This window comes from Thalassomonas actiniarum, assembly GCF_000948975.2.
Classification (GTDB): domain Bacteria; phylum Pseudomonadota; class Gammaproteobacteria; order Enterobacterales; family Alteromonadaceae; genus Thalassomonas; species Thalassomonas actiniarum.
In genome coordinates this window covers 2,266,500-2,279,577 of record NZ_CP059735.1, presented here as the reverse complement: position 1 = coordinate 2,279,577, position 13,078 = coordinate 2,266,500, and the positions used below count along the sequence as shown (strand labels likewise).

Here is a 13,078-nt window from a genome sequence, read left to right as displayed (position 1 = left end):
AAAACACTTTTACAAGGTAACATTTCAGGAGATAAGCCATTATGATGATCCCGGCAATTGATTTAATTAATGGTCAAGTGGTGCGGCTGTACCAGGGGGATTATCAGCAGAAAACCCAATACCAATATTCCCCGCAGGAGCGCCAGCAAGCTTATGCCAGCGCGGGTGCCCAAGTGATGCACTTTGTTGATTTAGACGGCGCCAAAGACAGTAGCAAACGCCAGCTGGGCACGTTAAAAAACCTGGTCAAGCATCCCGGCATGGTGATCCAGGTCGGTGGCGGCATCCGCAATGAACAGGATGTGCAGCAACTGCTTGAACTGGGCGCAGATCGCGTAGTGATTGGCAGCCTGGCCATCAAACAACCGGCACTGGTACAAGCGTGGCTGGCAAAATATGGCAGTGAAAAAATCGTACTGGCACTGGATATCCGTATTGATGAACAGGGGCGTAAGCAGCTACCCACCCATGGCTGGATCAAGGATAGCGGCATAACCTTAGAACCCTTGCTTGATGGCTACCAGGATGCCGGCATCAAACACGTATTATGCACCGACATCAGTAAAGACGGCACCTTAAGCGGCTCAAACGTAAACCTTTATACTGAGCTTTGCCAAAACTACCCCGAGATAAAGTGGCAGGCCTCAGGCGGCATCGGCAGCCTGGAAGACATTAAAGCCCTGATCCCCACCGGGGTCAGCGGCGTGATCCTGGGGCGCTCCTTACTCGAAGGCAAGTTTACTTTAGAGGAGGCTATCACATGCTGGCCAAACGGATAATTCCCTGCCTGGACGTCAGAGACGGCAAAGTTGTCAAGGGCGTACAGTTTCGCAACCATGAAATCATCGGCGATATTGTGCCGCTGGCCCAGGCTTATGCCGATGCCGGAGCCGATGAACTGGTTTTTTACGATATTACCGCCAGCAGCGACGCCAGGGTGGTGGATAAAAGCTGGGTCAGACGCATTGCCGAAGTGATAGACATTCCTTTTTGTGTCGCAGGCGGTATCAAAAGTGAGCAAGATGCCCAACAAATTTTAAAAATGGGGGCAGATAAGATCAGCATTAACTCCCCTGCCCTGCAAAACCCAAGGCTTATCACCAAACTCGCCGATCACTTCGGCCAGCAATGCGTGGTGGTGGGTATCGACAGCTTTTATGATAAAAACACAGGCCAATACCAGGTATACCAGTTTACCGGTGACGAGAAAAAAACCTCGGCCACAAGCTGGATCACCTTAGACTGGGTTAAAGAAGTGCAGGCCCTCGGCGCCGGTGAAATCGTGCTTAACTGTATGAACCAGGACGGAGTCCGCCAGGGTTATGACCTGGATCAGTTAACCCTGGTTCGCGACATCTGCAATATCCCGTTGATCGCCTCCGGCGGCGCCGGGAGGGAGGAGCATTTTAAAGACGTTTTTGAGCAAGCAGATGTCGACGGTGCCCTGGCTGCCAGTGTTTTTCACAAAAAAATAATTGAAATAAATGCGCTAAAGCAATATTTAGCCGAGCAACAGATAGAGATCCGATTATGCAAGTAACACTAGACAATATTGAGCTGTTGGCCTGGGATAAAATGGCGGATATGCTGCCGGCCATTATCCAGCACCAGGATACCGGCGCAGTGCTGATGCAGGGTTATATGAACCGCGACGCCCTCACCGCCAGTTTAAAAACCGGCAAAGCAACCTTTTTCAGTCGCTCCAAGCAAAGATTATGGGTCAAGGGGGAAGTCTCGGGCAACTACCTCAACCTGGATAATGTCATCTGTGACTGCGATCAAGACAGCCTGTTAATTTTCTGCCGTCCCCAGGGACCCACCTGTCATCTGGGGACGGATTCGTGTTTCCCCGAGCAGGACATTCACAGGAAAAACTTTCTCGGTTACCTTGAACAGGTCATAGCTTCAAGAAAAGACCAAGACCCAAACAGCAGTTACACCGCCAGTTTATTTGCCAGAGGCACCACTAAAATGGCACAAAAAGTAGGAGAAGAAGGGGTTGAAGTGGCTTTAGCGGCGGTAGCCGAATCCCGGGAAGCGTTATTGGGGGAATGCGCCGATTTGTTTTACCACACTCTGGTATTACTGCAGGATAAAAATATCGACCTGAGCGAAGTGATGGAGGTCCTGGCCAACCGGCATAATAAATAAAGCGCAGACACAAGAATAACTGCGCCCGGACACGGGTGATCACCACAAGGATGTGGACTAGAATTAAAATATTCTCCCGCTTCAAATGGTACATAACATCATTTACAGCAAGGTTTTAAGCAAAACTTTCTCAGGTTATTTTGTCTAGCAGGCAGAAGATGATCCCCGTGGCCAGACACTTACTGCCTATACTCGCTCTTGCCTGCAGCCTGGCGATTTCGCCGGTTTCGCTTGCTTTTCCGGAAGAACTCCCCGGGAAATTAAGCCAGCAGGAGGCAGACATAGCCAGAGCCCCCGACAACGAAAAAATTCCCCTGATTCTCGCTTTTTTATTTGAAAACGTACATTACATGCAGGATAAGTCTCTGGCTTACTGCCACCAGGCACTCGCCATTTTAGCCCGCAGCCCTAACCCGGATCAGGAAAGCCAGATCATGAGCTATCTGGCAACGGCCAATATGTATCTTGGCAAAACCGAGCTGGCCAACACCCAAGTCTCCCGGGCGCTGGCAATCGCCGATACTGACAATAACCTGGCAAACAAGGTACTTGCCTATAAAGTGGCGGGGCGTATCCTGGCAAGTTTATCTGCCTCCCGCGAAGCACTAAAACAGTATGAGCTTGCCTATGATATCGCACAGGATATTGATGATATCAAAAGCCTGGCGGGGCTCTTTCGCTTAATGGCTTATGAGCACAGGGACTTATCCCAATACGGAAAATCGCTGGAATATAACTTGCGGGCTCAACAACTCTATCAGCAGCTGGGAGATAACAAGCAGGTGGCCCACCAGGTAGCAAATATAGGTACGATTTACCGCCAGATAGGTGATCTGGAAACCGCACTTGATTACCTGTTGCAAGCACTGAGCGTGATGCAAGATCTCGATGATCCCCGGGCGCTGGCTATTTTATATAACAATACCGCCCGGGTGTATCAAAGTATCGGGGATTATGAGCAGGCACTGCTCATGTATCATCAATCACTAAAACTTAAACAAACTTTAGGCTACCGCAGGGGAATTGTTTTTACCTTACTCAACCTGGGCGAAACCTACCGCCTGTCGGGAGAAATACCGCAGGCCTTAAGCCACCTGAGACAGGCGCTTGAGTTAGCCAAAGAAATCAATCACCCGGTAAGGGAAGGTATTGCCGCATTACACCTGGGACAAATCTACCGGGAACAAGGGAACTTTGACCAGGCGTCGCAGCACTTCTCCACCGCACTTACGATTTTTCAAGAAGCAGACATTAAACGCCGCATTGCCGAGGTGGAACTTGCCAGAGGAGAAATGAAAAAAATGCAGGGAAAAAATGCCGCCGCTATCCCCCATTTACAGCGCAGTATCGATATCTCCGTCAAAACCCGGGCTAATGACACCAGGTTAAACGCCTATCAGCAACTGTCGGCTGTTTATGAACTACTGGGTAAATTTCAGCTTGCCCTGGAGGCAAACAAAAACTATCAAAGCCTGCAGAAAAAAATTTCAAGTCAAAAAAGCCTGCAGCATATTGATGTCCTCAGGGTAAGTTATCAGCTTGATCAAAAGCAGCGCCAGATCGAATCCCTGACGCAGAAGAATAAAATTTCAGCACTGGAAATCAGCAGCCAAATCGCCAAACGCAATACCTACCTGATAGCCCTATTTTTTGCCTTTAGCCTGCTGGTCTTTATTTATTACCGTATCAGCACCAGGAAACAGCTTGCCATCGAACGTAAAGCCCTGGATGAGATCAGGATCAGCAAAAAACGGTTAAAGCTTGCCCTGTGGGGCAGTGGTAATGAATTATGGGACTGGAACTTAAATAACCACCAGGTCACGAGAATTAACCACTTCAGCGACATTAACCTGCCCGGGGAATACCCGGCAAATGATCTCTCGACATTAAAAGATGTGGTTCACCCGGATGATTATGACTTGTTAGTCCTTTCTCTGGAGCAATATTTAACCAGCCATTTAGGTTTTTTTGAAGCCTGCTACCGCCTGAAGCATAAAAAAGGCGGCTGGATGTGGGTACTCGACCGCGGCAAAGCGGTTGAATTTGATAGCCAGGGCAACCCTACCCGCCTCACTGGCACCTTAAGGGATATTTCCGAGCTGAAATCCCACGAACAGGCATTGATAAAACTCAATACTGAACTTGAACTCAGGGTGGATGAACGTACAACAGCCTTAAGGGATGCCAATCAGGCATTACAGGAAAAAATAAAGGAGTTGGAAGCTTTGCAGATCACCCTGGTAGAAGTCGAAAAAATTGCCTCCCTGGGTCGTTTAGTTTCAGGCATAGCCCATGAAATCAATACCCCCTTGGGCATCACCATTACTGCGGTAAGCGTACTAAAAGAACTCACCGAAAACTTTAACACCCGCTTTAACAGCAAAACGTTAACCAGGTCCCAGATGCAACATTTTATCAGGGATTTGCAAAACAGCTGTCAATTAATAGAAAACAATGTTGCCCGCTCTTCAAGCCTGATACAGACATTTAAACAAGCCTCGGTAGATAAGGATGGCGAAACCGCCAAAACCTTTGATTTACAGACATGCATAGAAAGTGCCTTTACCCCGTTTAAAACAGAGCTGAAGCGTTCGCAGCACACTTATGTGATTACCTGTCCCCGGGCCATTGAGATGTACAGCTATCCGGATTGTTTGGTTCAGGTAATGGAGATTTTGATCCATAACTCTATTTTTCACGGTTTTGAAAACACAAATGCAAGAAAGATAAACATCGACCTCAGTGCAAAAGCAGACACGGTTGTCATCGCCTACCAGGACAATGGCCACGGCATCCGCCAGGAAAATCTTAAGCAGCTATTTGAACCTTTTTTTACCACCAAACGTTATAAAAGCCATACCGGACTTGGATTACATATTGCCTATAACCAGGTAAACCAACGGCTCGGAGGCAGTATTCTTTACCGCTCTCCCTCAGGGCATACCGGGGCGGGTTTTACCATCAGGATCCCCGCAAATGTCGGCCAGTGAACTGATGCAGGTATACTTACCAGCAAAAACAAAAGCCTAATCTTCTGTAATGTGCCGTAATATTACTGATATGCAAATATGCCTATAATCTCCCTACTAAATATTCGGGGGCAATAATGGTGTTTATTCAGCTTACCAGGCCAAGGTCTTGATAAGTGAAGAATAATAATATTCCCAATTTCACTGCTTGAGTTAAGTCATTAGGGAAAAAGCTATGTTTAAATACTGGGCAATTAAAAAATACGGTACTAAATTATTACCTAAATTACGTAAACGTTACGGTGAACAACACTGTTATACTGCAAGCCAGTTAAGAGCCACCGTATATCAATGTGACTTCAATCCGCAATACCTGCCTTTGGGTTATATTCTGTTCCTCAATGAAAGTGAACTGAAACAAGTGCTCGATGCCGAGTTTCCGGAAATCTCTATTCCCTGCTATAAAAAAGAATTAACGGATTTTCTTAACGGCTATAAATATCAGGGTTACCTGCAGGTATTAAGTCATTAAATTTGAGGGAAGCTGATAAATCTCCTTTCCTTCATCAAAGCGGCACAGTTTACTCTCGCCTTTAAATATTAATTGCATCCCAAAAAGAGCCAAAAACTATTTTGGCTCTTTGCTGTAGTTATCTCTTGCTTGTCTTTGCTAGACAAGGAACAAACGGATATTTTCAACCGCTAACACCAGCATAACGATAAAGGTAGCAAGCATACCGATTTGCCGCTCACGGCTGGTACCGATACTTTTATTCAAGCCCATAGCGTGAAATATCCGGCCAATAACCAGCACAGCTCCCAAGGCATGCAATAGTTGGGCATTACCGCCGGCTATCTCATAAGCGGCCATCAAAAGCAAAGATAAAGGGATATATTCAACAAAGTTACCGTGGATACGCACCGCTTTGATCAAAGGTCGTTGATCCTCGGCACCTTCCCCCAGACCCACCTTAAACTTTAAACGCATACGGATCACATTCACGGAATGTACAATCAGCAACAGGGTTAATAAACCGGCATAAAAACCGGTGATGGCAAAGCTAAAACTCATAATGATTCCTTTACTAAATTAAGCGGCAAATAAAACTGCCTCTACTGTAAAGAAATACCATGAAATTAACAGGGCTAAAAAAGAAAAAAAGCGTGTTTATTCAGTCAAATATTATCAAATAGCATGACTGCGGGATCAAAAAAGCCCGCCAGGCGGGCTTCAAGTCTGATATCAGGGAAGAAATCAGCCTAAGGTTTCAGCAATCAGTGCGCTGACCTGTTCAACCGGCTGTGTGCCGTCGATAGTCAGGTAGCTGCACTGCTTGGCATCTGCTTCACCTTTATAATAATTCACCAGAGGTTTGGTTTGATCATGGTAGATGGCCAAACGTTTACGTACCGTGGCTTCTTCATCATCCGGGCGAATTGATAAGTCTTCGCCGGTTTCATCATCTTTACCTTCCACTTTTGGCGGATTATAGGTGGTATGATAAACGCGTCCTGAACTGGCATGTACGCGACGGCCTGCCATGCGCTCAACAATCACTTCATCCGGCACGTCAAATTCAATCACGCTGTCAACCGAAACGCCGTTTTCTTTCATGGCATCGGCCTGGGGAATAGTACGAGGGAAACCGTCCAGTAAAAACCCTTGTTTGCAGTCGTCTTCGCTGATGCGTTCTTTCACCAATCCAATGATAAGTTCATCGGAAACTAACTGCCCGGCATCCATAACCGCTTTAGCCTTAATACCTAATTCAGTACCTGCTTTAATAGCGGCACGAAGCATGTCGCCGGTTGAAATTTGTGGAATACCAAATTTAGCCATTAAAAACTGTGCCTGGGTACCTTTACCCGCGCCAGGGGCACCTAACAGAATAATGCGCATATAATATTGCCTTATATTATTTATGACGGTTTAAAAAAAAACACACTATACAAGCTCACCACTAGACAGACAAGCCCAAAGCGGCCTTAGAAGCAAAAAAGCAGCATAAATACGCCTTTTTTAAGTCATGGATCAACAAGTAAATAATATGCTGATCACCGCCAAGATTAATTTACTCAAAAAGCTGACAAAAGTGGCAAAATTTCACCCTGTTGCCAATCCTGCCAGCATAAGTGGTTCGGATAAAATAATGGCGCCTGAAGGCGCCATTATTTAAGTATCAACGAACAAATTACTTAGCTAAACTCAGCATCAATTTGTTCAAACGGCTGACAAAACTGGCAGGGTCCTGCAAGCTTCCCCGCTCTGCCAGCATGGCTTGATCAAATAATACATCTGTCCATTGTTTGAACTGTTCATCATCCTGTTCATCGGCAACATGGCGCACCAGATCGTGCTCGGCATTGATTTCAAAAATAGGCTTGGAGTCAGGCACCGGCTGGCCCACAGATTCCATCAGCTTCATCATCTGGCTGCTCATGTCCTGTTCATCGGTCACGATACAAGCAGGAGAATCCGTCAGACGCTGTGACAAGCGTACATCTTTAACCTTATCTTTTAACACTTCTTTGATACGGGTAACGACAGAGTCAAATTCCTGCTCAAGCTTTTCCTGGGCTTCTTTGGTTTCTTCATCATCCATATCACCTAAATCAAGGCCGCCGCGGGCAACCGACTGCAGCTGCTTGCCGTCAAATTCGGTCAAGTGGCTGATCAACCATTCATCGATGCGATCAGACAATAACAAGACTTCGATGCCTTTCTTACGGAAAACTTCTAAATGCGGGCTGTTTTTCGCCGCTTCAAAGTTATCGGCAACAACAAAATAAATCTTCTCCTGCCCTTCCTGCATACGCTCGATATACTCGGCCAGAGAAACATTTTGTGTCGCCGTGTTTTCTTTCGTTGAAGCAAAACGTAATAACTTGGCGATTTGCTCTTTGTGAGCCATGTCTTCCGCCGGGCCTTCTTTTAACACCTGACCAAATTCATCCCAGAAAGTCTGGTATTTTTCTTTATCGTTTTTGCCTAAACGCTCAAGCATAGTCAGTACGCGCTTGGTACAACCTTTACGGATCGCCTGGGTTACCTTGTTGTCCTGTAAAATTTCACGGGATACATTTAACGGTAAATCGTTGGAATCAAGCAAACCTTTAACAAAACGTAAGTAGGTCGGCATAAACTGCTCGGCATCATCCATAATGAATACCCGCTGCACATATAACTTTAAGCCGTGCTGTTTTTCACGGTTATACATGTCAAACGGGGCTTTAGAAGGAATATAAAGCAAGCTGGTATATTCGGTTTTCCCTTCTACCTTGTTATGGGCCCATAACAGCGGATCGGAGAAGTCGTGGGAAACATGCTTGTAAAACTCTTTGTATTCGTCGTCGTTAAGCTCAGACTTTTCACGTGTCCATAAAGCAGTCGCCTTGTTGGTGGCTTGCCATTCTGCCGGTTTGGCCGGTACTGCCGGAATTTTTTCACCGTCAGGGCCTTCACTTTCCGGTATTTCAGCCACTTCTGGGGTCAGCATTTCTACCGAGACCGAAATGTGATCCGAGTACTTAGTGACAATTGACTTTAAGCGCCAGTCATCAAGGAATTCTGCTTCATCTTCTTTAAGGTGAAGAATAATGTCGGTACCGCGGTTGGCCTTTTCGATGCTTTCAACGGTAAAGTCCCCTTCACCGGCAGAAGTCCACTGGACACCTTCGCTGGCTGCGCCGCCGGCAACACGGGTACGTACCGTCACTTTATCGGCAACAATAAAAGCGGAATAGAAACCGACACCGAACTGGCCGATCAGCTGGGAGTCTGCCGCCTGGTCGCCGGACAACTTAGAAAAGAATTCTGCGGTACCTGATTTTGCTATGGTACCCAAATGCTCGATAACATCGTCACGGGTCATACCGATACCATTATCGGAAATGGTGATGGTATTATTTTCTTTGTCGGCGCTGACACGCACCCGCAACTCACCGTCACCTTCATATAAATCGGCATCGGATAAAGCTTTAAAACGAAGTTTATCTGCTGCATCGGCGGCATTGGAAACGAGTTCACGCAGGAAAATTTCTTTATTGGAATACAGTGAATGTATCATTAACTGAAGTAATTGTTTTACTTCGGTTTGAAAACCATGAACTTCTTTTTGACCAGTCTCAGACATCTGAAACATCTCCTTTTAAATAACGTTTTATTGCTTAAAATAAATACTTCGTTAAATGCAGCCCCGGGGCATAAAAGACATCTAACGAAAATAAATAATAACCGGAGTGAAAACCCGGTTTATTTGTTGATAATTAACATGTGGGGCTGGCGGGAGAAAATTCAAGGGAAAGTTTACGGGAAAATTGTATTTGCCCTAAAGTTTCCCGTAAAAGGATAAAGAAATATAGCCGAAATCATTAGATCCCGTAATTTTTTCTGCCAGACAAGGCATGGGATAAGGTATTGCCGTCAACATATTCCAGCTCGCCGCCAACAGGCACGCCATGGGCAATCCGGGAAACCGTTACCTGAGATTCACGGGCAAGATCGGCAATATAATGGGCGGTTGCTTCCCCTTCTACCGTCGGATTGGTCGCCAAAATCATTTCCTTGTATTGCCCGCTTGCCAATTGTTCTGCCAGGATATCCAGCCCTAAATCATCCGGACCTATGCCGTCAATTGGGGAAAGGTGTCCCATCAGGACAAAGTACTGCCCGGTAAATTCACCGGTTTGTTCAATGGCGATCACATCCGCCGGGCTTTCAACGATACAGATAATTTCGGCAAGTTGGCGCTTCGGGCTCTGGCAAATATCACATAAGTCCTGCTCGGTAAAATTGCGGCACTTCTGGCAATGGCCAATGCTGTCCATGGCCCGCCCCAGGGAATCCGATAATTGCATGCCCCCGTGACGGTTACGTTCGAGCAAATGAAAAGCCATGCGTTGTGCGGTTTTCGCACCGACACCCGGCAGGCAGCGTAGTGAGTCGATTAACTCTTGTACTAAAGGACTGAATTTCATCGTGTGCCCTGTTTAAAGGTTGATGTAAAGTAGGAGATTATCTTAAAGCCGGTTATGAGGTCCCCCGAGGGAAGGCACTAACGCGCAAATCATACCCCATAAACAAATCAAGCGGTAACCCGTTGGAATTACCGCTTGATCTCTTATGCTTTAATGCTTAGAAAGGCATTTTAAAACCGGGAGGCATTTGCATACCACCGGTAAGATCACCCATTTTAGCTTTGTTTTGCTCTTCGACACGGCGTACGGCATCGTTGAATGCGGCCGCAACCAGGTCTTCTACCATTTCTTTGTCGTCTTCAAAAAGTGTGTCATCAATTTCAACACGACGTACGCTGTGGCTGCCTGTCATGGTCACTTTCACTAAACCGGCACCGGCTTCACCGGTGACTTCCATATTCGCCAGTTCTTCCTGGGCCTTTTGCATTTTCGCTTGCATCTGTTGGGCTTGCTTCATCAAGTTGCCCATGCCACCTTTCATCATAATTTTATCTCCAAGGGTATTTACCGCCAAACATAGGGGTAAACGGTTTTAATTTCAAGTCCGGGTTATTTTATTTCAACTTTCACTCTGTGAAAATCTGTACACATAACGATGCGTTATAAAGCCGCAATCGTTTGCTCATCCAAGGTTGCCTGAAAATCGTTTTGCAAAGTCATCACGATATCATCGGCTAACAGTAACGCTTTAGCATAATCGTAACGTTTATCATTGATATCCGCCTGGATCTGATAAGGATCTGCTACCGTTTGTTCTACCACTTTAATATCAACGGTAATTTTACGCTGCTGGTACTGACTTAAAGCGTTTTCCAGCTGCTGGTGGGCAGCGTCGGTTTTTAAATGTTTAGTGGACTGATCCAGTTTCAGCACCAGTTGTTCTTCGGTGGAAGACTCGCAAATGGTTGCATGGATCGCCAGCTGCCGCAAACGTCCGCTCAAGGCCATGGTGTCGATCATATTCGCCCATTTATCCACTTGATTTGCCTTACGGACATTGGCGGGGTCGATCACATTAGGTGTGTAAGGAGCCTGGGGCAAGGTTTCCAGGGCAGGAATATCCGGCTTAACAACAGCATCAGGGCTAGTTTCCGTTTCCTCTGCAGACTGGCTTTGTGGGGTTGCCGACTGACGCAAACCTGCGTCATCAGACTTTTTTCCTTTACTCTCCTGTGCTTTTTTCCGGCTGCGCAACATATTCCGGGTGGCTAGCACTGCATCTACCGGGGTTTGGCTTACGACTGGCGCTGAAGCAGCATTTTCCGGCGGCACCGTTTGTGACTGACTTGCTTGCCCCAAAGTGTTATCAAGATCTGGGGTTTGTTCCTGGCTAGCAGTTAAAGGCTCCGGCACCGGCTCGGGATCATTTTCTGATGTAAACTCCCGGCTCAGCTCCGAGCTTAAATCATGTTGTCCGATATTTTCCTGTGCTTCTCCATGCCCGGGAATTTGTGTTATTGGCTCAGGCTCTGAGGATGCAGGTAATTGCTGTAAACTGGCATTGTCTGTTGCCGCCTGACCAAGTGACTGGGCTGACATTTCTATGCTCTTAAGCTCGGCAGCCAAACTTTCCTCACTTGGGCCGATGCCAGCAGAAACTTGCGGTTCACCCTGGCCGGGAACAGCTTCTAAGCTAACAGTGTCCTTTTCCAAAGTGCCGGTATCCTGCTCATGGCTGTTTATGTCCTGCTCATGGCTTTTCATCCCCAGCCCAGGGTTGTTCACGGCTGGTTCAAGATCACGGGGAGCTGGATTTACCGGCGGCAGTGCAGCCGTCTCAACCGAAATATCACTACTTGCTATCCGGGTTTCGGGCAAGACTGTTTCATTAAAATCTACTGCTGTAGCGGTCTCGGCCTTAATACTTGCCGTATCTGTCTGAACATCTGCTGTTGTTACCGGTTTAAAGGCAAGCAAACGCAATAACACCATATCAAAAGCGGCTTGCTCATCAAAAGCGTAGGGCAGGTCCTTACGGCCGTTTAAGGCAATTTGGTAATATAACTGAACATCTTCCGGCGACATCAGGGTGGCAAATTTTTCCAGCAGCACCTGATGCTCGGGGGCAACGTCGAAATGCTGCGACACCACCTGCAACATGGCAACCTGATGGAACAGTTGGATCAATTCTGCCAATAAACGGTTGTAATTTGGGGTGTAGGAAGCAATTTCCAGCGATAATGCCATCAAGCCCTGAGCGTCTTGTTTGAGCAGGGCCATCAGAATTTTATAGACCCAGTTTTGATCTATGCCGCCAAGCATTTGCTGCAAGTGGGCTAAGGTTATATTACCCTGCCCCTTGGCAATGGCCTGGTCGGTCAAACTTAAGGAGTCGCGCATACTGCCGCGGGCGGCTTTTGCCAGCAGGGTTAAGGTGCCCGGCTCGTGCTTGACCGCTTCCTGCTCCAGTATTTGCGTTAATTTTTCTTCAATTTGCCTGACGGTTAATGCTTTAAGATGGAATTGCAGGCACCGGGATAATACCGTGACCGGCAGTTTTTGCGGATCTGTGGTTGCCAGGATAAATTTAACATGCTCGGGCGGCTCTTCCAGCGTTTTCAATAAGGCATTAAAACTGCTGCGCGAGAGCATATGAACTTCATCGATCAGGTAAACTTTATACCTGCCCCGACTCGGCGCATATTGCACGTTATCAAGAATTTCACGGGTATCATCAACCTTGGTCCGTGATGCCGCATCGATTTCAAGCAGGTCGATAAAACGCCCCTGGTCGATATCCACACACACATCACACTGTCCGCAGGGCTCTGCGCTGACACCCTGCTCACAGTTAAGGCTTTTAGCAAAAATTCGCGCTATGGTTGTTTTACCGACACCCCGGGTGCCGGTAAACAGGTAAGCATGGTGTAGACGTTGCTGAGACAAGGCATTCATCAGCACGGTAACCACATGCTCTTGCCCCATCAACTCTTGAAATAACTTAGGTCGCCATTTTCTTGCTAAAACCTGATAACTCATAT

General features: G+C 46.9%; 12 protein-coding genes. 6 read left to right on the top strand and 6 right to left on the bottom strand.

Features of this window, described 5'->3' with window-relative positions:
- Positions 1-41: 41 nt before the first annotated feature.
- From hisA to SG35_RS09865, 5 genes are all read left to right on the top strand, one after another.
- Positions 42-779, top strand: coding sequence for a 1-(5-phosphoribosyl)-5-[(5-phosphoribosylamino)methylideneamino]imidazole-4-carboxamide isomerase (gene hisA / locus SG35_RS09885; RefSeq protein ID WP_044832510.1), 738 nt, complete (start codon positions 42-44; stop codon positions 777-779).
- Positions 761-1,540 carry an imidazole glycerol phosphate synthase subunit HisF gene (hisF, locus tag SG35_RS09880; RefSeq protein WP_044832509.1) on the top strand — a complete coding sequence of 260 codons (780 nt, stop codon included), beginning with the start codon at positions 761-763 and terminating at the stop codon, positions 1,538-1,540. Before hisA ends, hisF begins: the two co-directional genes overlap by 19 nt.
- A complete protein-coding gene (gene hisIE / locus SG35_RS09875) occupies positions 1,531-2,151 on the top strand; it encodes a bifunctional phosphoribosyl-AMP cyclohydrolase/phosphoribosyl-ATP diphosphatase HisIE (protein ID WP_044832508.1) in 621 nt (206 codons plus the stop codon). Before hisF ends, hisIE begins: the two co-directional genes overlap by 10 nt.
- Before the next feature lie 167 nt (positions 2,152-2,318).
- Entirely contained in the window at positions 2,319-5,141 is a 2,823-nt protein-coding gene (locus SG35_RS09870; RefSeq protein ID WP_274055404.1) for a tetratricopeptide repeat protein, read from the top strand.
- Between the two features lie 214 nt (positions 5,142-5,355).
- Complete coding sequence (locus SG35_RS09865) at positions 5,356-5,652, top strand: DUF6559 family protein (protein ID WP_044832506.1); 297 nt, start codon at positions 5,356-5,358, stop codon at positions 5,650-5,652.
- Between the two features lie 138 nt (positions 5,653-5,790).
- Here the strand turns inward: SG35_RS09865 and SG35_RS09860 are convergent, their stop codons facing one another.
- Both SG35_RS09860 and adk read right to left on the bottom strand, forming a co-directional pair.
- Positions 5,791-6,192, bottom strand: a complete 402-nt coding sequence (locus SG35_RS09860) for an MAPEG family protein (protein ID WP_044832505.1) — start codon at positions 6,190-6,192, stop codon at positions 5,791-5,793.
- Between the two features lie 183 nt (positions 6,193-6,375).
- Positions 6,376-7,020 carry an adenylate kinase gene (gene adk / locus SG35_RS09855; RefSeq protein WP_044832504.1) on the bottom strand — a complete coding sequence of 215 codons (645 nt, stop codon included), beginning with the start codon at positions 7,018-7,020 and terminating at the stop codon, positions 6,376-6,378.
- 127 nt (positions 7,021-7,147) lie between these two features.
- On the opposite strand from adk, the gene SG35_RS09850 reads away from it, so the two are divergent.
- Positions 7,148-7,297 (top strand): hypothetical protein, encoded by a 150-nt coding sequence (locus tag SG35_RS09850; protein ID WP_160298279.1) that lies wholly within the window; start codon positions 7,148-7,150, stop codon positions 7,295-7,297.
- A gap of 15 nt (positions 7,298-7,312) precedes the next feature.
- Here the strand turns inward: SG35_RS09850 and htpG are convergent, their stop codons facing one another.
- The 4 genes from htpG to dnaX form a co-directional block, all read right to left on the bottom strand.
- The gene (gene htpG, locus SG35_RS09845) at positions 7,313-9,253 is read right to left on the bottom strand and encodes a molecular chaperone HtpG (protein ID WP_044832503.1); all 1,941 of its coding nucleotides are present in this window, start codon (positions 9,251-9,253) and stop codon (positions 7,313-7,315) included.
- A 238-nt stretch (positions 9,254-9,491) separates the two neighbouring features.
- Positions 9,492-10,097 carry a recombination mediator RecR gene (gene recR / locus SG35_RS09840; RefSeq protein WP_044832502.1) on the bottom strand — a complete coding sequence of 202 codons (606 nt, stop codon included), beginning with the start codon at positions 10,095-10,097 and terminating at the stop codon, positions 9,492-9,494.
- A 157-nt stretch (positions 10,098-10,254) separates the two neighbouring features.
- Positions 10,255-10,584 carry a YbaB/EbfC family nucleoid-associated protein gene (locus SG35_RS09835; protein ID WP_152646594.1) on the bottom strand — a complete coding sequence of 110 codons (330 nt, stop codon included), beginning with the start codon at positions 10,582-10,584 and terminating at the stop codon, positions 10,255-10,257.
- Between the two features lie 113 nt (positions 10,585-10,697).
- Positions 10,698-13,076, bottom strand: a complete 2,379-nt coding sequence (gene dnaX, locus SG35_RS09830; protein ID WP_044832500.1) for a DNA polymerase III subunit gamma/tau — start codon at positions 13,074-13,076, stop codon at positions 10,698-10,700.
- Between the last annotated feature and the right edge of the window lie 2 nt (positions 13,077-13,078).

Coding starts and splice junctions, on each gene's coding strand:
- hisA (WP_044832510.1), top strand. CDS start 42: ATGATGATCCCGGCAATTGATTTAATTAATGGTCAAGTGGTGCGGCTG.
- hisF (WP_044832509.1), top strand. CDS start 761: ATGCTGGCCAAACGGATAATTCCCTGCCTGGACGTCAGAGACGGCAAA.
- hisIE (WP_044832508.1), top strand. CDS start 1,531: ATGCAAGTAACACTAGACAATATTGAGCTGTTGGCCTGGGATAAAATG.
- SG35_RS09865 (WP_044832506.1), top strand. CDS start 5,356: ATGTTTAAATACTGGGCAATTAAAAAATACGGTACTAAATTATTACCT.
- SG35_RS09860 (WP_044832505.1), bottom strand. CDS start 6,192: ATGAGTTTTAGCTTTGCCATCACCGGTTTTTATGCCGGTTTATTAACC.
- adk (WP_044832504.1), bottom strand. CDS start 7,020: ATGCGCATTATTCTGTTAGGTGCCCCTGGCGCGGGTAAAGGTACCCAG.
- SG35_RS09850 (WP_160298279.1), top strand. CDS start 7,148: ATGGATCAACAAGTAAATAATATGCTGATCACCGCCAAGATTAATTTA.
- htpG (WP_044832503.1), bottom strand. CDS start 9,253: ATGTCTGAGACTGGTCAAAAAGAAGTTCATGGTTTTCAAACCGAAGTA.
- recR (WP_044832502.1), bottom strand. CDS start 10,097: ATGAAATTCAGTCCTTTAGTACAAGAGTTAATCGACTCACTACGCTGC.
- dnaX (WP_044832500.1), bottom strand. CDS start 13,076: ATGAGTTATCAGGTTTTAGCAAGAAAATGGCGACCTAAGTTATTTCAA.